Raw genomic sequence first — 18,106 nt, forward strand, 5'->3', positions numbered from 1 at the left:
CCGTTATTTAGGCGGCCTGCCGAATACCGTTCTGGCTGCGACCGGCATCAACTGGTCGATATTGAGGCGCGTCGCCACCAGAACCGGGATCAACACCTCCCTGGCCGGCGGCTTTCCATGCAGTTGCGCCGCCAAGCCTTCCGCCGCCGAACGGCCCATCAAGTATGGCTGCTGCATGCCGACTGCGATCAATGCCCCGCGTTTGAGCAAACTCGCGACTTCGGGCATCGCGTCAAAGGAAACCAGCAGCATCTGCTTATCCCTGCCCGCCTCCCGGATCGCCCGCAGCGCCCCTTCAACCGGCTGATCCGTCTCCACGAACAATCCTCGCAGCTCCGGATGCGCCGCCAGCGCGGCGCGAACGTAATGGTAGGTTTCTTCTGCGGAGTAATCCCGCATCTGCCTCAGCACGGATTCGCGAGGGAATCCCGCGTCCCGCATCGCGTCGCGGAATCCATTGCTGCGATCCAGCCCGTTCTTCCGGGCCAACTCTATCGCGATCATGCCGTACGCCCCGCCGCCCCAGCCGCGCGCGCGCATCTCCTTCGCCAGCGCCACGCCTACGTCGTAAGCGCCGCGATAGTTGTCCGACTTGACGAAGCTGACGTAATCTCCGCCGCTCGAGCCGATATCGGCGATGGCTACCGGAATCTTGGCCCGCTTGGCCAACAGCAACGCATCCTCCGCCGACTTGCTGTTGGTAGGGGAAATCACGATGCCCGCCGCATGCTGCTCGACGGCGCGGCGGACATTGTCCAGCTGCCTCTCCGCGCTGAGCCCGCTGTCCATTTCCACATAGGCGTAGCCGTTGGACTCCGCCACCGCCTTGACGCCCTGCCCCACCGTTGACCAAAAGGGCAGCTCCGCCTTGGCGGCGATGTAAACGATATCGGCGGCACTCGCTGGCGCCGCCGCCAGGGCGAGCGCAGCTGCGCCCATCCAGGAAGCCATTTTCGCGATCATCGAACGGTTCATTCCACTTCCCCAAACTGGTCTTGCCCGGTCTTCATTCTAGGGCGTGCATTCGTGAGTCATTGCGAAAAACAACGCCGCATTTACACTGCCGCCATGGCTGCGGCTCTGGCCCGCGCTATACTTCCCCCAAACGCCGCCCTCCCTATCCCACCGCTCGGAGAACCTGCCGGGATGGCCGGCCCGCACTGAGAATCGACCCGACGAACGGCGAAGCATTTCGATCGTCGCGGCATGAAATGACAGGAGTCCAAGCGAACATGCAAGACAACCCGCTGAGGGATGACAACTTCGACCGGCGCCGCCTGCTCAAGGGCGCCGCGCTGGCGGGTCTGGCGGCTTTGCTCGCCGCCTGCGGCACCACCCCCACCAAAACCGGCCAGCATCGCCCGCGCCCCGGCAAGCCAGGCGGCGACACCTCGCTGTCCAATCTGCGGGCCGACGGCAACGGCCGCGAAATCCTGCTGTACACGATAGGCCTGCTGGACGGCGGCTACCGCTTCGGCGGCAACAATCCCGAAGCCGGCCTCGATTGCAGCGGCATGGTCAGCTACATCTACCAGAACGCCGTCGGCATCCGCCTGCCGCACAACGCGGCCCAGATCGCCGGCATCGCGCGTGCCATTCCGGACAACCAGATGCAAGTCGGCGATCTGGTGTTCTTCAACACCATGAACCGGCCGTTTTCCCATATGGGCATCTTCATCGGCGACGGCAAATTCGTCCACGCCCCGCGCAGCAACAGCACGATCCGGGTCGCGCGGCTGGACAACGTCTATTTCGCGCCCCGCTACGAAGGCGCGCGCACCGTGCTGCGCGCCTGACCCCGCCAGCCGCCTTCGCGGCGGCTGCCCCTCCCGCCTTTCGTCCCTCGCCAAAAAATATTTCACTCCGCCGGGAATAATCGGCGGCGGCCTTGCGTATACCCCTATGCAAGCGCGGAACAAACGTTCCGCACTCCGCCAATCCGATCAGGAGTCATCGATGAAACGCACTTTGCTGCTCGGCGGCATGCTCGCCGCCTTCGCCACCGCCTCGAGCCTGGCCGCGCCCTCGCCGGTGTCGACACGCGACGGCGCGCTGACCGACACCGCCGGCATGACGCTCTACGTTTTCGAGAAAGACAAGACTGGCGATGGCCGCAGCGCCTGCAACGGCCCGTGCGCGGGGCTCTGGCCGCCCCTGGCCGCCGGCGCGGATGACAAGCCGGAAGGCGATCTGGGCCTGGTGACGCGAGACGACGGCTCGCGTCAATGGTCGTGGCGCGGCAAGCCGCTGTACCGCTTCGCTCAGGACAGCGCGCCCGGCGAACGCAAGGGCGACAACTTCAAGCAACTGTGGCGCGTGGCCAAACCGTAACCCCGCCGAGCCGAAACCCAAATCCAAGAGAGAAGACCCGCATGCGAAAAACCGCCACCCTCATCTCCGCCGCCATCTTGTGGGCGCTTGCGCAAGCCTCGGCCGCCCAGGCTTTCGACCCCGACATCCGCAACAACACGCTGGCGATCAGTCCCGACGAAAGCCTGGCGATCGCCGGCAATAGCCAGAGCCCAACGCTGAAGGTGTACGACTTGGCCAGCGGCGAGCAACGGGCGACGCTGCCCGGCTTCATCACGCCGCGCAACATCGTGTTTTCGCCCGATGGCCGCAGCTTCTACGTCACCGATAGCAGCAAGGGCCTGCTGGAACGATGGAATGCCGGCACATTGAAACTGGAAGCCAGCCTGGCGCTGGGGCCCGGCGCTTTCGGCAGCGCCATCGACCGCCAAGGCGAGCGACTCTATGTCAACAACCAGGCGTCCAATACCGTCAGCGTGGTGGATCTCAAAGCCTGGCGGGTCAGCAAGGTGATCACTGGATTCTCCGGCCCGCGCCAAGGCGTCAAGCTGTCGCCGGACGGCGCCGATCTCTATGTCACCAATTTCCGCAGCGACAAACTGAGCGTGGTGGATACCGCATCCCTGTCCGTGCTCAGGGAAATCGGCGGCTTCAACAAGATCCGCGCCATTTCGATCTCCGCCGACGGCGGCATCCTGTACGCGGCCAATAGCGGCAACGACACCCTGTCCAAGGTGGATACGAAAACGGGGCTGATCACAGCCACCGTCGCGGTGGGAAGCGAGCCTTACGGCGCCGCGCTGCGCCCAGACGGCAAAGTCTTGTATTCTGGCAACCTGAAGAGCGACTCGCTGACCGAAGTCGCCCTGCCGGCCTTCACGCCCGCCGCGCAGATCGGCGGCCTGTCCGGCCCGCGCCAGGCCATCTCCTTCAGCCGGGACAGCCGCAAGGCCTGGGTGCTGAACGAGGACCTGAGCGTGGCCGAGCTGGACTTGGCGACGCGCCGGATCACCCGGGAGATCAAGCCATCGGTGAATTAGCACCAGAGCGGCAGTTTCATCGACTGCTGCTGGACAACCTCGCCCGCCTGCGCCGCTACGCGCGCGTGCTGGAACGGAACGCGGCGCTCGCCGACGATCTGGTCCAGGACACGCTGGAGTCGGCCTGGCGCGGCTGGCGGCAATGGCGGCCGGACACCGACATCCGCCCCTGGCTGTTCGGCATCATGCACAACCGGCACGTGGACCACGTTCGGCGCAGCCGCCCGGCCAGCGAGCTGTCCGACGAGGAGTGGGCGGAACTGGCCGTCCCGCCCGCCCATGAGCGGACGCTTCGGCTGCGCGACCTCGACCGCGCCATCGCGCAGCTGCCGGCGGAGCAAAGAGAGGTCCTGTTGTTGGCGGTGGTGGAAGAGATGCGCTACCAGGACATCGCCAAGGTTCTGGGGCTGGCGATGGGCACCGTGATGTCGCGCCTTCACCGGGGGCGCGAGCGGCTGCGGCAATTGATGGTTGAATACGGAGGCGCAAAGCCATGACCGAACCGAATGCGGAAACGCTGCAGGCCTATCTTGACGGCGAATTGACCCAGCGGCAGGCCGAAGAAGTGGCAGCCTGGCTGGAGACGCATCCCGATGCCGTCCGGCGGCTGGATCAATGGCGCGAGCAGGACGACGCGCTGCGCGAATTGTGGCCGCTGCCAGAACAAGAAGCCATGCCCAGCCGGCTGTTGGCCGCGGCCAGGCCGCCTTCCCGACGCCCAGCTCCGGCGTGGCTCAGCCAGGCCATGGCCGCCGGGCTGGTGTTCGCGCTGGGACTGGGCGGCGGCTGGTACGGACGGCAAGCTTACCAGCCCGAACCCTCCGCCCAAGCCGCCGACTACGCGGCGGACAGCCTGCCGCGCCGAGCCGCCATGGCCCACGTGGTGTACAGCCCCGACATCCAGCGTCCGGTCGAGATCGGCGTGGACCAGGAGGCGCAGATGGTCGCCTGGCTATCGCGCCGCATGCGCAGCCCCATCACGCCGCCCCAGCTGGCGCCGGCCGGCTATGAGTTGATAGGCGGACGCCTGCTGCCCGGCGAACAAGGCCCGGTAGCCCAGTTGATGTATCACGACGCCGCCGGACAACGGGTGACGCTGTACGTGGCCAACGGCGCCCGGCCGCAATCGGAAAAGGGATTCCACTTCGCCAGCCAAGGGCCGGTCAACGTCTATTACTGGTGGGAGCATGGCCGCGGCTACGCCCTGTCCGCCGGCATGCCGCGAGACAAGCTGGCGGCGCTGGCGGCGCTGGCGCAGCGCCAGCTGGCCGCAGGCTAAGCCTTCGAGCCCGGGCCTTGGCCGCCCCGGTGTATCTCGCGCCCGGCTGTGCTAAGCTGCTCCATCCACAATGCATCGCCACGCGACACCGATGAAACTGAAATTCAGCAAGATGCACGGCCTGGGCAACGACTTCATGGTCGTCGACGGCGTGCGCCAGTCCGTCTCGCTCTCCACGGAACAGATCCGCCTGCTCGGCAACCGCCAGTTGGGCATAGGCTTCGATCAGTTGCTGCTGGTGGAGGCGCCGCGCGAGGCCGGCCACGACTTCCGCTACCGCATCTTCAACAACGACGGCGGCGAAGTCGAGCAATGCGGCAACGGCGCGCGCTGCTTCGCCAAGTTCGTCCGCGACGAGCGGCTGACCGACAAATCGCGCATCTCGGTGGAAACCGCGCGCGGCGTGATCTCGCCGGAATACCTGGGCGACGGACAGGTCCGCGTCGACATGGGCGTGCCGCGCTTCGCGCCCGCCGACTTGCCCTTCCTCGCCGATGCCGAAGCGCTGACCTACGCGCTGCCCGTCGCCGGCGGCGACGTCGAGATCGGCATCGCCTCGATGGGCAATCCGCACGCGGTGCAGCTGGTGGATGACGTGGACGCCGCGCCGGTGGCCGAAATCGGCCCCTTGATCGAGAACCATCCCGCCTTTCCGCAACGGGTGAACGCCGGCTTCATGCAAATACTCAACCGCGGCGAGATCCGCCTGCGCGTCTACGAGCGCGGCGCCGGCGAAACGCTGGCCTGCGGCACCGGTGCCTGCGCGGCGGCGGTCTGCGGCATTCGCCAGGGCCTGCTGGACGCGCGCGTCATCGTGCGCGCTCGCGGCGGCGACATCCTGATCGAGTGGGCGGGCGAAGGCCGGCCGGTGATCATGACCGGGCCCGCCGTCACCGTTTTCCGCGGCGAAATCGAACTTTAATCCCCAAGGCGACACCAACCCATTTCCGCATCCCGATAAGGAAAGGACAAGGCCGATGCACAGCGAACAAGTCCTGGCATTTCTCGACGAGCATCCCGATTTCCTGCAACAGCACGCCGCCCGCTTCGGCCTGCAAGCCGCGCCGCAAACCGGCGAGCGGGTCGTGGTGTCCTTCGTCGAGCGCCAGATGCTGGAATTGAAGGATCAGAACCGCCAGTTGGAAGCGCAGCTGCAGCAATGGGTGGAGCGCGGACAGGACAACGACCGCCTGCTCGCCAGGCTGCACCGTCTGACGCTGTCGCTGCTGGCCGCCCGCGACGCCCAGGCGATGATCGCCGAGCTCAAGGGCAGCCTGCGCCGGGAGTTCCAGTTGGACCGCGCGGCGCTGAAACTGTGGCACCCGGCGGCCGAGGGCGACGCAGAGCACTACAACGCCCGCAATGAAGTACAGGGCCTGGCCCGCAATCTGGTCTCGCCCTACTGCGGCCCCTACGTCAACGACGAGGTGCTGAGCTGGTTCCCCGCCACGCCGGTGCTGCAGTCCTTCGCCCAAGTGGCGCTGAAAAACGAGGCAGGCCAGCCCTTCGGCATTCTGGTGCTGGCCAGCGACGACTCCCAACGCTTCACCCTGGACATGCACACCCAGTATCTGGCCCAGATCGGCGAGCTGGTTTCCGCCGCGCTGCTGTCGGCGCTGGAGGCTGCATGACGGCGACGCCTGTCGGAATTCTGCTGCTCTCCGTACTCGTTCTGTTTTCGCTGCACATGGTCTGGCGGCTGGCGCGCGGACGCGACGGCACCGCCGTCGCCTGCTTCCTGGCCGCCTACCTGCTGCTGGCCGTATTGCTGGACCATCATCCCGAGCCGGTTTCGATCGAGCCGCTGATATTGCCGCTGTTCTATCCCTATGCCTGGCTGGGCATCGCCGCCGCGATGTGGGCGGCGGTCCACATGCGCGTGTGCCGGCGCGCCTTGCGCTTCCCGGGCCGCGACGTGCGCCTGGCCGCGCTGTTCGCCAGCCAGTTGGCCCTGCACCTCGGCGTGCTGGCGCTGTCCCCCTGGCTGGAATGGCGGCCGATGGCCGCCTATGTGCTGGTCTCTCCCCTGGTAGCCGTCATCAGCTATATCGCCTACCGGCTGCAACTGATGGAAATGCGCCGGCGCGCCGACTGCGAAACCCGCTGGGTTTTCTGGGGCGGCTTGTGCCTGCTGCTGCCTCTCGCGCTGGCCTGGCTGGCCGTGCGCGCGATGCCGCTGCTGCTGTATCTGACCTGACCCGTTGAGGCATGAAAAAAGCGGCGCGGGAAAGCGCCGCTTTTTTTCGTTCCGTCCGAACCGCCGGATCAGGACCCTCTCGTTTTCAGCCCCGCGCCTGCAACCTCTCGCGCCTCGCCCCGACTCAGAGAGCTGAGCGCGATGCCGCCGAAAATGGCGGCCAAGCCGGCCGCGTGATACCAATGCAGCTCTTCGCCCAACAGCGCAATGGACTGCAGCGCGCCGAAAGCCGGCATCAAGTACAGGAAGGCGGCCGCCTTGGCGGTGCCCACCATCGCGATGGCGCGGTTGTACAGCAGATAAGCCGCCACGGAAGGCAACGCGCCCAGATACAGCAGGCTGGCCGCGGCGCCGGCGCCCAGCGTCGGCAGGCCGCGCGACGACAACTCCACCAGGAACAGCGGCAGCAGCGCGGCCTCGCCCACCAGCAGCAGCGCGGCCATCTGCACCATGGGATCAATGCCCGGCTTCAGCTTGCGCAGGCCCAGCGTGTAAATGGCCCAGCTCAGGCCGCCGGCCAGCACGAACAGGTCGCCGCCGCCGAAATGGAAACCGCCGATCTCCAGCAGCTTGCCCTTCAGCACGATCAGCAAGGCGCCGCACAGCGCCAGCGTCATGCCCATCCATTGCCGGCTGCTCAGCCGCTGGCGGAAATACAAAGAACCCAGCATCAGCACCATCACCGGCGTCGCGCTGTTCAGGATCACCGCGTTGGTGGCAGTGGTGGTCTGCACCGCCCAATAGAGACAGGTATTGGTCAGGCCGATGCCGAACAGGCCCAGGACTAGCAACAGCGGCCACTGCGCGCGCAGCTTGCCCCAGTTGCGGCGCAGCCTGGGAAGGGCGAACGGCAGCACGCAGGCCAGCGCGATGCCCCAACGGGCGAAGGCCAGCGTGAACGGCCCCAGCTGCGTGTGCAGCGCGCGGGCGATGACGAAATTGGTGGACCACATCAACATGGTCAGCACCAGCAGGATATAGGCGTTGCGTTGGGTATAAGCGGCGGACATGGCGAGGAATGTAAACAATTTGTGCCATTTTACAACAATTCAACGATCAATTATTTTAATAATTAATATTAAACAGACACACAAATCCATACAATTGGATTTAATTGACATGGAAGTTCAATAAACACAAAAATGGCGCAAGCTCCTCCCGCAAGGCGAAATCGAGCCTCCCTCCTCCGCCTACGCCTAAATAGCTAGGCCGCCTCCCTCCTCCTGGGAACTGCCGCCCGGCGCTTTCCGGCATAGAATTTCCGACATATCGGCAGTCCCCGAGGATGCACCATGTTGTCCGACCGCTTTGGCCGCGCCATCGAATACCTGCGGCTCTCCGTCACCGATCGCTGCGATCTGCGCTGCAGCTATTGCCTGCCCAAGGGCTTCAAAGGTTTCGAGGAACCGTCGCACTGGCTGAACTTCGACGAGATCGAACGCGTCGCCGCGGCCTTCGTCCGCCTCGGCACCCGCCGCATCCGCCTGACCGGCGGCGAGCCGCTGCTGCGCCGCGATCTGCCTCGGCTTGCCGGACGGCTGTCCGCGCTGCCCGGCCTCGCCGATCTGTCGCTGTCCACCAACGCCACCCAACTGAAACGGCATGCCGAGGCCCTGCGCCGCGCCGGCGTAAGCCGGCTCAACGTCAGCCTGGACTCGCTGCGCCGCGACTGCGTGGCCGAACTTACCGGCAGCGACAGCCTGCCCAAGGCCCTCGCCGGCCTGGCCGCCGCCAAGGACGCCGGCTTCGACCGGATCAAGATCAACATGGTCCCCATCGCCGGGGTCAACGACGGCGACATCGAAGCGATGGCGGAATTCTGCATCGAACACGGCTTCATCTTGCGCCTGATCGAAGCGATGCCGATGGGCGACAGCGGCCGCCGGACGCGGGGCAGCGCGCTTGCGCCCATCCTGGCCCGGCTGAGCGGCCGTTTCGGCCTGTCCGAGCTCAGCCGCAGCCTGGGCGGCGGCCCTGCCCGCTACTGGGGGTCCCGCGACGGGCGCTTCACGCTGGGCCTGATCACCCCGATCAGCCAGCACTTCTGCGCCAGCTGCAACCGGGTGCGGATGTCGGTGGAAGGCACCCTCTACCTGTGCCTGGGCCAGGAGCAAAGCTACCCGCTGCGTCCCATGCTGCGAGCCGGCTGCAGCGACGCGGAGCTGGAGGCGGCCATCCGCGCCGCCATCGAGCTGAAGCCGGAAAAACACGACTTCCTGGACGCGCCGGCCAAGGTGATGCGCTTCATGTCGCAAACCGGCGGCTAGCCAGCCAGGCGGCGATGAACTGCGCCACCGCGTCCGCGTCGTTCAGATCCAGCACCGGGATGTCGGCCGTCAGCGGCGCGTCGCTGGCCACCGCGATGATATTCGGATCGGTCTCGTAGCGCGCAGGCTTGCCCAAGGCAGGCCGGTACACCTCCAGCTTGGGCACCGGCAGCGTTTTCTGCCCCTCCAGCAATACCAGGTCGCACGGCGACAAGCGCGCCAGCTGCTCGTCCAGCGTCAGTTCGCGCTCGGTTTCCGCGAACACGCCCACTCGGCGCGGCGACACGATCATCACCTCGCTGGCGCCGGCCTGGCGGTGGCGGAAGCTGTCCTTGCCTGGCGCGTCCAGCTGCACATCGTGATGGCTGTGCTTGATCACCGCCACCCGCAGCCCCGCCCGCTTCAGCCGCGGCAGCATCGCCTCCAGCAAGGTGGTCTTGCCGCTGCCGGAATAACCGCAAATTCCCAGTACCGCTTGCATGCATTCTCCTTTTGGCGGATTGTCTGAACCGTTGATAAACGCTATGTTCAAACAGTCAAAATCTAAACTTAAGCGCCGACGCGATATTGTGCAGCCCGCCGCCCGCGTTGGCCATCCGCCAAAAGCAGAATCATGTTCACGCTCAAGCCCGGCCGTTTCGGCGGCCGCCTCCAGACCCTGTCCAGCAAATTGCTGGTGCTGTCGCTGCTGGCCCTGCTGGTGGCCCTGGTATCGATAGGTTACACCCTGGCCCTGTCCTGGCGGCTGGAGGGCGGCGCCGCCGCCATCAACGATGTCGGCAGCCTGCGCATGCGCACCTTCCGCGCGGCCTACCTGCTGTCCACCCATGCGCCGCGCCGACAGCTGCTGGACGAGGTGGGCGGCTTCGACCAGACCCTGGCCCGGCTCAAGCGCGGCGATCCGGCCCGGCCGCTGTTCCTGCCAGACAACCGCGACATCCGCGACCAGCAGCGCCGCCTGGAACTGCGCTGGCGCGACGACATCCGCCCGCTGCTGCTGGCAGAGGACGGCGCCCAGCCCACGCCGCAGCGGCTGCATGCCTTCGTCGCCGAGATCGACAGCCTGGTCAGCCTGGTGGAGCGCGACAACGAAAGCCACACCAATCTGCTGCGGATGTTCCAGATGGTGCTGATCGCGATGGCGCTGGCCGGCGCGGTGACCATGGCCTACATGCTGTTCCTGATGGTGATCAATCCGGTCAGCGTGCTCAGCGACGCGATACGCCGCCTGCGTGAAGGCGAGCTGGACACCCGGGTGGATGTGGACCGCCGGGACGAATTCGGCATGCTGGCCGCCGGCTTCAACCAGATGGCGGACCGGATGCAGGACCTGTACCAGAACCTGGAAAACAAGGTCAGCCAGAAGACGCGCGAGGTGGAAGAACAAAACCTGCGCCTGAAAACGCTGTACGACATGACATCTTTCCTGCACCAGCAGCGCGCGCTGGACGAGACCTGCCAGGGTTTCCTCCGCCGGCTGATGCGCCTGACCGGCGCCGACGCCGCCAACGCGAGGCTGGTGGACCCGGAGCGCGGCAAGCTGGACCAGGTCGCCCAGCAAGGCCTGCCCGAGGAGATGGCGATCCACGAGGAATGCATCCCCAACGACGCCTGCCACTGCGGCGAAGCGGTGCAGCAGCCCTTCGCCGTGCTGCGCCACATCGGCGAATTGGAGGGAGAGGAAATCCGCCACTGCCGCAAGGCCGGCTTCGCTTCCATCGCCGTGTTCCACATCCGCAACCAGCGCGAGGATGTCGGCATCTTCACGCTGTACTTCCGTGAAAAGCGCACGCTGTCGATGGCGGAGCAAATCCTGATCGAGACCCTGGGCCAGCACCTGGGCGTGGCCATAGAAAACCAGCGGCTGAGCGCGCGCGAGCGGCATTTCGCGGTGTCGGAAGAACGCAACCTGATGGCCCAGGGCCTGCACGACAGCATCGCCCAGTCGCTGTCTTTCCTCAATCTGCAGTCGCAGATGCTGGAAGACGCGATGAACGCGCGCGAGGAGGAGCTGGCGCGGGAAAACCTGGCCTTCATCCGCGCCGGCGTGCAGGAATGCTACGAAGACGTGCGCGAATTGCTGTTGAACTTCCGCACCCGCATCAGCAAGCAGGAGTTTCCCGAGGCAGTGCTGACGCTGCTGCAGCGCTTCGAACAGCAAACCCGCATCCCCGCCAGCCTTGAGCTGAGCGGCGAAGGCAAGCCGCTGGACCCGCAACAGCAACTACAGGTGTTCTTCATCCTGCAAGAGGCCCTGTCCAATATCCGCAAGCACGCCGCCGCCAGCGCGGTTAAGGTGGAAATAGACAACGGCGCCAGCTTCCGCATGCGCATCAGCGACAACGGCCGCGGCTTCTCCCCCGAGCAGATGGCAGCCAAGGCTGCGCGCCACGTCGGCGTGTCCATCATGCAAGAGCGGGCCAACCGCATACACAGCCAGATACAGATCCGCTCGGAGCCCGATCAGGGCACCACGGTGGAGCTGACCCTGCCCAAAGAGGAGCGCACCAGCGCATGACACAAGCGATACGCATTTTACTGATTGACGATCACACGCTGTTCCGCAGCGGACTCAAGGCGCTGCTGCAACGGCAGGACGACTTCGTGGTGGTGGGCGAAGCCGCCGACGGTCTGGAAGGGGTGAAGCAGGCAGAGCAGCTGAAGCCCGACGTGGTGTTGCTGGACCTCGACATGCCGGTGATGAACGGCCGCGAGGCGCTGGGCCAGATACTGAGCGGCTGCCCCGACGCCGCGGTGCTGATGCTGACCGTGTCCGAGGATGGAGACGATCTGGCCGAATGCATGCGCGGCGGCGCGCGCGGCTATCTGCTGAAAAACATCAACGCCGACTTTTTGCTGGACAGCGTGCGCCGCGCGGTGGACGGCGACAGCGTGCTGTCGCCGGAAATGACCGCCAAGCTGCTGGCCCGCCTGCGCCAGCCGGCGGCCAAGGCCAGCGAGGCCGACGCGCTGACCCCGCGCGAGCGGGAAACGCTGGGCTGGCTGGCCCGCGGCTCCAGCAACAAGGAAATCGCCCGCGCGCTGGACCTGGCCGAGAGCACGGTCAAGGTCCACGTGCAGAACATCCTGCGCAAGCTGTCGCTGAGCAGCCGGGTGCAGGCGGCGGTTTATGCCGTGGAGCATGGGCTGGACAAGGTCTGAGCGCGCTTCGGGTGGGGTGTTTGCTGCGATGGCGCGTCCTATCCCCATGCCCGCGAATGACGCATGAACGACCACAAGGAAGAGAAACAGACACGGCCGTCCTCCAAAATGAGCCAATCGCGGCGTACTCACGGCGAATTAGAAGCGGGAGTGGCCTGACAGGCCAGGCCGCGCTACTTACGCGTCCTGCTCATGTGTCTATGAGCTCAGCGTGGAATGGCCCCCATGGTGAGTGGTGCATTTCGTCGAACTTTAGCCTCCACAAGAAGCAGCCCGCCCGACATCGTACTGATTTTAATATGAAAATATTGACGGCATATTTTCTGTGCACCAAAATCTGGCAGTTTTCATTCGATATTTCAGGTGGCTGTTAGACAGCATGGGCAACACTATCGGCAATCAATTTCTGCAGCTCTCGCTCCAGCGCGCTTTGCTCAGAGAGGTTCACCCTGATATTCGGCAGGTATCCGGTGAGTTGGACAGCGATAAACACATCGTTCGACTGCGCTTTGAGTATGATGGGCAGCCTTCTCCGCTAGCCAAAGAGAGTTATTCCTGCGCTGCTACTGAGATCATTGCCGACTTTCCCGAACCGTGGCAACTGAATGAGCAGCATGTATCGGTACCGAGTCCCGCAAGCTTGTCCGCCCTTACTCTTATTGCATATCGCCGCCAGGAACACGTGCATGCTGCCGAACAGTTCATTCAAGCTGACGTCAATTCGCGGCCTGGCTTAATTCAGACGTTAGCCGTCAAAACATGGACATACTGACTTTTATCACAAAGTTGATTGAATTTACCGCGTGGCCAATTGCGGCCGTAGCGCTGGTGACAATGCTGCGTACGGAGATAAAATCATTGCTACCATACCTCAAAAAAATTAAAGCTGGCCCAGTTGAAGCCGAGTTTGAGCGGGAGATCAAAGAACTTGAAGCAATGGCAAAGGCACAACATCAGCTGTTTCCTCCACCAGAAGGACTCACACCTGAGCGGCAGTTGTTGCTTCAATTAGTTCAAGTCAACCCGCGCTCTGCCATACTAGAAGCCTGGCGAGGCATAGAGGAGTCCGCAATTCGCGTGATCCAAAACAAGGCGCTGTATGTTCCTGAGAAAGAGTCACATTCTCCTTTGGCTGTAATTCGCGTCCTAAACAAGGAAAATGTACTTTCTGCAGAAGATATCTCGCTCTACCACGATCTCCGCACTCTCAAAAATCAGGCTGCCCACGCACAAGATTTTTCACCTACCACAGATGCGGCACTCAGCTACATCGAGCTGGCTAGCAGTTTAAGACGGACACTTGAAGTCGCACAAAATGACGTCTAACCCTAGTTTCTAACCAATCCTAAAAAATCTGCACTTTTGCCATCGACTGAGTTTTCACATTACCCATCAACGCATTTGTGGAGAGAAACATGAAGACCGCAGATTGGGCAGAATAAAATAAAGCCCAGCATTCACCAAGAATGAATAGGCATTGCCTAATCCATAAGCATCAAATGATCTTCGATAAGCGTTTGGCTTCGCAAGTTCAATTCACTCGACGGCTCTGTAGATATGTGATTCGCACGCCAAGTTAATCGATATATTGAAAAACAAAGAACCTAAAAACATAAGAACCATCAGTCTAAAAATTTCGCTGAGAGAGATAGTTTGCAAACTCCACTTCCACACGCCCTCTGCTGCTCCGCAGCTCCGACCACCTTTTATGTCAAACATTAGGTATATTTTGCATGCTTAAGTTTCACGCAGCAACATTATCCATTCTGCTAAGAGTGGCTAACAAAACCTCAGGCGGTCGCTTGTAAGTCGCTGATCTTCCATGTGCGCCACTGCGCAAAATATAGGTTTTGTTAGCGGGTCTAAGTATATTTCTTACCTCCTGCTATAACAAAGCACTTGAATATAAAGAGTTAGCAAGGAACTACAAAACCACTATTGGTCATGCCGCAGCAATGAATTGCTCCAATCATGGTGAGTTTTATTATACATTTCATGCAAATGGAAAGAAATACTCAAACAAAAGCCTTAGTGGTGGCGCAGATTGCGACTCCCTAAAGGAAGGAGATGAGCTTAATATTTATTACAATCCTGACAATCCATCGATTAATACAAACATCGATCCAAATACTGCATACAGTAAGAAATCTGGGCTCTATATCCCAGATTGGCTATGGGTTTTATTTCCAATCATCATCGTAGTTTCGCAAATACTTTTTCTGTCACGTAAAAATGCTGAAAATAATGACAAATAAAGGCCCTAAAATTACGTTGAAGACTCGCCCTTTGGAATGCGACTTACCAAGTATGGAGTCATCATGACAGATCGCAATCTCGACCTGACAGCACAAGAAAATTCCGCGCTGGAGCAGGATAAATTGACAATGGGGCTTGTGAAAGAGGCGAATGCTAGTCAGCCTGTTACAATTGCATCCATCTTCCCAGATGCGATCCCAATGAGCACGCTTCAGTACTGGTCTGCAATTCAACGATCTGACGCACTGGCTCACTTGAAGCAGGCTATTGCTGCTGGCGACAACGTAAACGAACATAATGGTGACGGATACACCGCCCTTCACAGCGCTGCTGAAAATGGATGTACCGGGAACGTTAAGCTTCTTCTTGGGAATGGTGCGGATACTACAATTAGAACCTCCTCTGGAAAATCCGCGGCCGATCTCGCGAGGCAACAAGGGTACGAAATGATTGCTACCCTTCGAGAAACAGCCGCCATTTCGCAGCCCGAGCGGCGTTGATGGAAGTTTTGGTAGCCGCAGCTATTCCCTCACCTCAAGGCCCATACCAGTGGATCACTTATGCACTTTGACCTTACCACCTTTCAAGAACCAATGAAGCGCGTCTATGACTTGGCTGGGGCGCTCAAAAGGAAGCCAGACTATGTAAAAGCGGTTCAAGAGATGACGCTTAATACCAGCAAACCATTTCTTGGTCTCAAGGGAATACATGGTCTTTGGGGTTCTGACCAGTGGTGGGAGAGCATTCGATCGGGAAGGCTGACTGTGAAAACGGTCACAGGTGTGATTCTAGAAATGGTGTTTTCCGGTCAAGATGCACGATGGGGAGATCAAACCAATAGCTTCAATCTAAAGCTTGAAGACGGCTCTGTTGTACTTGAATCAATTTACACGCATGAAAAAACTGATCGAAAACTATTTCGCCCAGGCGCCAAAGTCGTTATTGCATATGTCTTGGATGAGCTAAAAAAGCAACCCTCCCAAGGTGGTGGAGTTAACTATTCTGAATCCGTACTAGAAATGCTCGTTTCTAAGAGCCGCTAACAAAACCTCTTGATGCCAGATGCGTATGCCCTCACCTGGCGAAGATGCAACGAAAAGTCATCAGCCAGAAGCTTTGGAAGTCATTGCAGCCGCTACTCTCCCCGCCGCCGCGTTCCCGCCGGGGTGGGAGGCCGCGGCTGGATGATTTTGCTGCCCTCAACGGCATCTTGTTTGTTCTCACTACCGGCATTCCTTGGGAGGACCTCCCGCAGGAACTCGGTTTTGGCAGCGGGATGACCTGCTGGCGAAGGCTGCGGGATTGGCAAGCGCAAGGCATTTGGGACCGCCTACACCTGGCTCTGCTGATACAACTGCGCCAACACGATCAAATTGATTGGAGCCGGGCCAGCATTGATGGGGCTAGCGTTGCCAGCCCCCGGGGGCCAAGAGACCGGCCCCAACCCCACCGATCGAGGTAAATGCGGCAGCAAACGGCACATCATCGTAGATCGCCGAGGTTTGCCATTGGCGCTGAGCATTACCGGCGCCAATCGGCACGACTCCATGGTCTTCGAAACTTTGGTCGATGCGATTCCTGCCGTTCCTGGCTTGCCAGGACGGCCCAGACAAAAGCCTTACAAGCTGCATGCTGACAAAGGCTATGACTACCGCCGTTGTCGTGCACACCTGAGCCGACGCGGAATCTTGGTGCGAATTGCTCGGCGCGGGGTGGAAAGCAGCGAGAGACTAGGTCGCCACCGCTGGGTGGTAGAACGTACCCATTCTTGGCTAGCTGGCTTCGGCAAGTTGCGCATCCGCTTCGAACGGCGGCTGGATACGCATTACGCCTTGCTCAAGCTGGCTGTCTCATTGATATGTCTGCGATTTGTCGACAGGTTTTGTTAGCGGGTCTAAGAGCCGCTAACAAAACCTCTTGATGCCAGATGCGTATGCCCTCACCTGGCGAAGATGCAACGAAAAGTCATCAGCCAGAAGCTCTGGAAGTCATTGCAGCCGCTACTCTCTCCGCCGCCGCGTTCCCGCCGGGGTGGGAGGCCGCGGCTGGATAATTTTGCTGCCCTCAACGGCATCTTGTTTGTTCTCACTACCGGCATTCCTTGGGAGGACCTCCCGCAGGAACTCGGTTTTGGCAGCGGGATGACCTGCTGGCGAAGGCTGCGGGATTGGCAAGCGCAAGGCATTTGGGACCGCCTACACCTGGCTCTGCTGATACAACTGCGCCAACACGATCAAATTGATTGGAGCCGGGCCAGCATTGATGGGGCTAGCGTTGCCAGCCCCCGGGGGGCCAAGAGACCGGCCCCAACCCCACCGATCGAGGTAAATGCGGCAGCAAACGGCACATCATCGTAGATCGCCGAGGTTTGCCATTGGCGCTGAGCATTACCGGCGCCAATCGGCACGACTCCATGGTCTTCGAAACTTTGGTCGATGCGATTCCTGCCGTTCCTGGCTTGCCAGGACGGCCCAGACAAAAGCCTTACAAGCTGCATGCTGACAAAGGCTATGACTACCGCCGTTGTCGTGCACACCTGAGCCGACGCGGAATCTTGGTGCGAATTGCTCGGCGCGGGGTGGAAAGCAGCGAGAGACTAGGTCGCCACCGCTGGGTGGTAGAACGTACCCATTCTTGGCTAGCTGGCTTCGGCAAGTTGCGCATCCGCTTCGAACGGCGGCTGGATACGCATTACGCCTTGCTCAAGCTGGCTTTCTCATTGATATGTCTGCGATTTGTCGACAGGTTTTGTTAGCGGGTCTAAGCAACTCCATGATTAACCTTTCAGTCAACATGACCATGTACATGACCTGACAGGCCAACCCGCGTCATGATCTCTCCACCCCAAAAACGCCGCGCCCCCTCTCCGGATGCGCGGCGTTTTTCATGCCCAGGCGTTTAGCCGCGCGGGCGCACCAGCTGCCAGGCGCGTCCCAGGTAGGTCACGGCGCCGAAGCCGCTCCACACGTGCACCAACCGAGTGAAGGGGAAGATCACGAACAGACTCATGCCCATGAACAGGTGCAGCTTGAATACCGGCGAGGCTGAGACGATGAAATCCGCCGCGTCGCCGCGGAAGGTGACGATGTGCTGCGCCCAGCTCATCAGCAGCACCATTTCGTGACCGTCCAGATGCTGGGCCGACACGAAGATGGTGGACAGGCCCAGCAACAGCGTGGCCAGTATCCACAGCAGCACCAGCTTGTCGCGCCAGGTGGTGTTGGCCGCCAGGCGGTCGCATAGGAAGCGGCGGTGCAGCAGTAGTACGATGCCGATCAGGCACAGGCCGCCCATCAGGCCGCCGGCGCTCATCGCGAACACCTGCTTGAAGCTGTGAGTCACGCCCAGCGCGTCCCACACCGCCAGCGGCGTCAAGAGGCCGGCCAGGTGGCCGAAGAACAGGCCGATAATGCCCAGGTGGAACAGAATATTGCCCAGGCGCAGCTGGCCGCGGTACAAGAGCTGCGACGACTCGCTCTTCCAGCTGTACTGCTCGCGCTCGAAGCGGATCAGGCTGCCCAGCAGGAAAATGGCCAGCGCGATGTAGGGATAGATGCCGAATACGAATCTATGCAGGTAGTCCATGTTTGTCTCC

The 18,106-nt window shown here is 61.6% G+C and carries 22 protein-coding genes; 18 read left to right on the forward strand and 4 right to left on the reverse strand.

The window, feature by feature from the left end; genetic code table 11:
• Nucleotides 1-3: 3 nt before the first annotated feature.
• Nucleotides 4-975 (reverse strand): substrate-binding domain-containing protein, encoded by a 972-nt coding sequence (locus DK842_RS19760; RefSeq protein ID WP_114062994.1) that lies wholly within the window; start codon nucleotides 973-975, stop codon nucleotides 4-6.
• 257 nt (nucleotides 976-1,232) lie between these two features.
• On the opposite strand from DK842_RS19760, the gene DK842_RS19765 reads away from it, so the two are divergent.
• The 8 genes from DK842_RS19765 to DK842_RS19800 all read left to right on the forward strand — a co-directional run bounded on the left by DK842_RS19765 (nucleotide 1,233) and on the right by DK842_RS19800 (nucleotide 6,826).
• Nucleotides 1,233-1,796, forward strand: coding sequence for a C40 family peptidase (locus DK842_RS19765; protein ID WP_198414584.1), 564 nt, complete (start codon nucleotides 1,233-1,235; stop codon nucleotides 1,794-1,796).
• 160 nt (nucleotides 1,797-1,956) lie between these two features.
• Complete coding sequence (locus DK842_RS19770) at nucleotides 1,957-2,331, forward strand: COG4315 family predicted lipoprotein (protein WP_114062995.1); 375 nt, start codon at nucleotides 1,957-1,959, stop codon at nucleotides 2,329-2,331.
• Nucleotides 2,332-2,372: 41 nt separating this feature from the next.
• Entirely contained in the window at nucleotides 2,373-3,350 is a 978-nt protein-coding gene (locus tag DK842_RS19775; RefSeq protein WP_114062996.1) for a YncE family protein, read from the forward strand.
• A 26-nt stretch (nucleotides 3,351-3,376) separates the two neighbouring features.
• The gene (locus DK842_RS19780; protein WP_269779802.1) at nucleotides 3,377-3,847 is read left to right on the forward strand and encodes an RNA polymerase sigma factor; all 471 of its coding nucleotides are present in this window, start codon (nucleotides 3,377-3,379) and stop codon (nucleotides 3,845-3,847) included.
• Nucleotides 3,844-4,629, forward strand: a complete 786-nt coding sequence (locus DK842_RS19785; protein WP_114062998.1) for an anti-sigma factor family protein — start codon at nucleotides 3,844-3,846, stop codon at nucleotides 4,627-4,629. The genes DK842_RS19780 and DK842_RS19785 overlap by 4 nt, the downstream gene beginning before the upstream one ends.
• A gap of 91 nt (nucleotides 4,630-4,720) precedes the next feature.
• Nucleotides 4,721-5,551, forward strand: coding sequence for a diaminopimelate epimerase (dapF, locus tag DK842_RS19790; protein WP_114062999.1), 831 nt, complete (start codon nucleotides 4,721-4,723; stop codon nucleotides 5,549-5,551).
• Between the two features lie 55 nt (nucleotides 5,552-5,606).
• A complete protein-coding gene (locus tag DK842_RS19795) occupies nucleotides 5,607-6,260 on the forward strand; it encodes a DUF484 family protein (protein WP_114063000.1) in 654 nt (217 codons plus the stop codon).
• Nucleotides 6,257-6,826 carry a hypothetical protein gene (locus DK842_RS19800; RefSeq protein ID WP_114063001.1) on the forward strand — a complete coding sequence of 190 codons (570 nt, stop codon included), beginning with the start codon at nucleotides 6,257-6,259 and terminating at the stop codon, nucleotides 6,824-6,826. The genes DK842_RS19795 and DK842_RS19800 overlap by 4 nt, the downstream gene beginning before the upstream one ends.
• 68 nt (nucleotides 6,827-6,894) lie before the next feature.
• Here the strand turns inward: DK842_RS19800 and DK842_RS19805 are convergent, their stop codons facing one another.
• Nucleotides 6,895-7,836, reverse strand: a complete 942-nt coding sequence (locus DK842_RS19805) for a DMT family transporter (RefSeq protein ID WP_114063002.1) — start codon at nucleotides 7,834-7,836, stop codon at nucleotides 6,895-6,897.
• Nucleotides 7,837-8,118: 282 nt separating this feature from the next.
• Between DK842_RS19805 and moaA the strand changes: the two genes are divergently transcribed.
• A complete protein-coding gene (gene moaA, locus DK842_RS19810; protein WP_114063003.1) occupies nucleotides 8,119-9,093 on the forward strand; it encodes a GTP 3',8-cyclase MoaA in 975 nt (324 codons plus the stop codon).
• Here moaA and mobB read toward each other — a convergent pair.
• Nucleotides 9,071-9,574, reverse strand: a complete 504-nt coding sequence (gene mobB, locus DK842_RS19815; RefSeq protein ID WP_114063004.1) for a molybdopterin-guanine dinucleotide biosynthesis protein B — start codon at nucleotides 9,572-9,574, stop codon at nucleotides 9,071-9,073. The two genes, moaA and mobB, sit on opposite strands and share 23 nt — an antisense overlap.
• Nucleotides 9,575-9,706: 132 nt before the next feature.
• Between mobB and DK842_RS19820 the strand changes: the two genes are divergently transcribed.
• From DK842_RS19820 to DK842_RS19845, 9 genes are all read left to right on the forward strand, one after another.
• Nucleotides 9,707-11,611, forward strand: a complete 1,905-nt coding sequence (locus tag DK842_RS19820) for a type IV pili methyl-accepting chemotaxis transducer N-terminal domain-containing protein (protein WP_114063005.1) — start codon at nucleotides 9,707-9,709, stop codon at nucleotides 11,609-11,611.
• Nucleotides 11,608-12,255: a response regulator gene (locus DK842_RS19825; RefSeq protein WP_114063006.1), complete on the forward strand. Its 648-nt coding sequence runs from the start codon at nucleotides 11,608-11,610 to the stop codon at nucleotides 12,253-12,255. Before DK842_RS19820 ends, DK842_RS19825 begins: the two co-directional genes overlap by 4 nt.
• 325 nt (nucleotides 12,256-12,580) lie before the next feature.
• Nucleotides 12,581-13,027, forward strand: a complete 447-nt coding sequence (locus DK842_RS19830; RefSeq protein ID WP_198414585.1) for a hypothetical protein — start codon at nucleotides 12,581-12,583, stop codon at nucleotides 13,025-13,027.
• The gene (locus tag DK842_RS23135; protein ID WP_145964094.1) at nucleotides 13,015-13,581 is read left to right on the forward strand and encodes a hypothetical protein; all 567 of its coding nucleotides are present in this window, start codon (nucleotides 13,015-13,017) and stop codon (nucleotides 13,579-13,581) included. The genes DK842_RS19830 and DK842_RS23135 overlap by 13 nt, the downstream gene beginning before the upstream one ends.
• A gap of 524 nt (nucleotides 13,582-14,105) precedes the next feature.
• Nucleotides 14,106-14,510 (forward strand): DUF3592 domain-containing protein, encoded by a 405-nt coding sequence (locus tag DK842_RS23140; RefSeq protein ID WP_145964095.1) that lies wholly within the window; start codon nucleotides 14,106-14,108, stop codon nucleotides 14,508-14,510.
• Nucleotides 14,511-14,573: 63 nt separating this feature from the next.
• Nucleotides 14,574-15,011 carry an ankyrin repeat domain-containing protein gene (locus tag DK842_RS19835; RefSeq protein ID WP_168194935.1) on the forward strand — a complete coding sequence of 146 codons (438 nt, stop codon included), beginning with the start codon at nucleotides 14,574-14,576 and terminating at the stop codon, nucleotides 15,009-15,011.
• A gap of 60 nt (nucleotides 15,012-15,071) precedes the next feature.
• Nucleotides 15,072-15,554, forward strand: coding sequence for a hypothetical protein (locus DK842_RS23145; protein WP_145964096.1), 483 nt, complete (start codon nucleotides 15,072-15,074; stop codon nucleotides 15,552-15,554).
• A 44-nt stretch (nucleotides 15,555-15,598) separates the two neighbouring features.
• Nucleotides 15,599-16,400 (forward strand): IS5 family transposase gene (locus tag DK842_RS19840; RefSeq protein WP_114063008.1). Its coding sequence is split into 2 segments (ribosomal slippage): nucleotides 15,599-15,930 and nucleotides 15,929-16,400, totalling 804 coding nucleotides; the frame shifts between segments, so codons are not numbered across the junction.
• 63 nt (nucleotides 16,401-16,463) lie between these two features.
• Nucleotides 16,464-17,266 (forward strand): IS5 family transposase gene (locus DK842_RS19845; protein WP_114063009.1). Its coding sequence is split into 2 segments (ribosomal slippage): nucleotides 16,464-16,791 and nucleotides 16,791-17,266, totalling 804 coding nucleotides; the frame shifts between segments, so codons are not numbered across the junction.
• Nucleotides 17,267-17,409: 143 nt separating this feature from the next.
• On the opposite strand, the gene narI is transcribed toward DK842_RS19845, so the two are convergent.
• Nucleotides 17,410-18,096: a respiratory nitrate reductase subunit gamma gene (gene narI, locus DK842_RS19850; protein WP_114063010.1), complete on the reverse strand. Its 687-nt coding sequence runs from the start codon at nucleotides 18,094-18,096 to the stop codon at nucleotides 17,410-17,412.
• Nucleotides 18,097-18,106: the final 10 nt, after the last annotated feature.

This window comes from Chromobacterium phragmitis, assembly GCF_003325475.1.
Taxonomy (GTDB): domain Bacteria; phylum Pseudomonadota; class Gammaproteobacteria; order Burkholderiales; family Chromobacteriaceae; genus Chromobacterium; species Chromobacterium phragmitis.

Excerpts from the sequence above, each read along its gene's own strand:
- DK842_RS19760 (WP_114062994.1), bottom strand. The coding sequence starts at position 975 with ATGAACCGTTCGATGATCGCGAAAATGGCTTCCTGGATGGGCGCAGCT.
- DK842_RS19765 (WP_198414584.1), top strand. The coding sequence starts at position 1,233 with ATGCAAGACAACCCGCTGAGGGATGACAACTTCGACCGGCGCCGCCTG.
- DK842_RS19770 (WP_114062995.1), top strand. The coding sequence starts at position 1,957 with ATGAAACGCACTTTGCTGCTCGGCGGCATGCTCGCCGCCTTCGCCACC.
- DK842_RS19775 (WP_114062996.1), top strand. The coding sequence starts at position 2,373 with ATGCGAAAAACCGCCACCCTCATCTCCGCCGCCATCTTGTGGGCGCTT.
- DK842_RS19785 (WP_114062998.1), top strand. The coding sequence starts at position 3,844 with ATGACCGAACCGAATGCGGAAACGCTGCAGGCCTATCTTGACGGCGAA.
- dapF (WP_114062999.1), top strand. The coding sequence starts at position 4,721 with ATGAAACTGAAATTCAGCAAGATGCACGGCCTGGGCAACGACTTCATG.
- DK842_RS19795 (WP_114063000.1), top strand. The coding sequence starts at position 5,607 with ATGCACAGCGAACAAGTCCTGGCATTTCTCGACGAGCATCCCGATTTC.
- DK842_RS19800 (WP_114063001.1), top strand. The coding sequence starts at position 6,257 with ATGACGGCGACGCCTGTCGGAATTCTGCTGCTCTCCGTACTCGTTCTG.
- DK842_RS19805 (WP_114063002.1), bottom strand. The coding sequence starts at position 7,836 with ATGTCCGCCGCTTATACCCAACGCAACGCCTATATCCTGCTGGTGCTG.
- moaA (WP_114063003.1), top strand. The coding sequence starts at position 8,119 with ATGTTGTCCGACCGCTTTGGCCGCGCCATCGAATACCTGCGGCTCTCC.
- mobB (WP_114063004.1), bottom strand. The coding sequence starts at position 9,574 with ATGCAAGCGGTACTGGGAATTTGCGGTTATTCCGGCAGCGGCAAGACC.
- DK842_RS19820 (WP_114063005.1), top strand. The coding sequence starts at position 9,707 with ATGTTCACGCTCAAGCCCGGCCGTTTCGGCGGCCGCCTCCAGACCCTG.
- DK842_RS19825 (WP_114063006.1), top strand. The coding sequence starts at position 11,608 with ATGACACAAGCGATACGCATTTTACTGATTGACGATCACACGCTGTTC.
- DK842_RS23135 (WP_145964094.1), top strand. The coding sequence starts at position 13,015 with ATGGACATACTGACTTTTATCACAAAGTTGATTGAATTTACCGCGTGG.
- DK842_RS19835 (WP_168194935.1), top strand. The coding sequence starts at position 14,574 with ATGACAGATCGCAATCTCGACCTGACAGCACAAGAAAATTCCGCGCTG.
- DK842_RS23145 (WP_145964096.1), top strand. The coding sequence starts at position 15,072 with ATGCACTTTGACCTTACCACCTTTCAAGAACCAATGAAGCGCGTCTAT.
- narI (WP_114063010.1), bottom strand. The coding sequence starts at position 18,096 with ATGGACTACCTGCATAGATTCGTATTCGGCATCTATCCCTACATCGCG.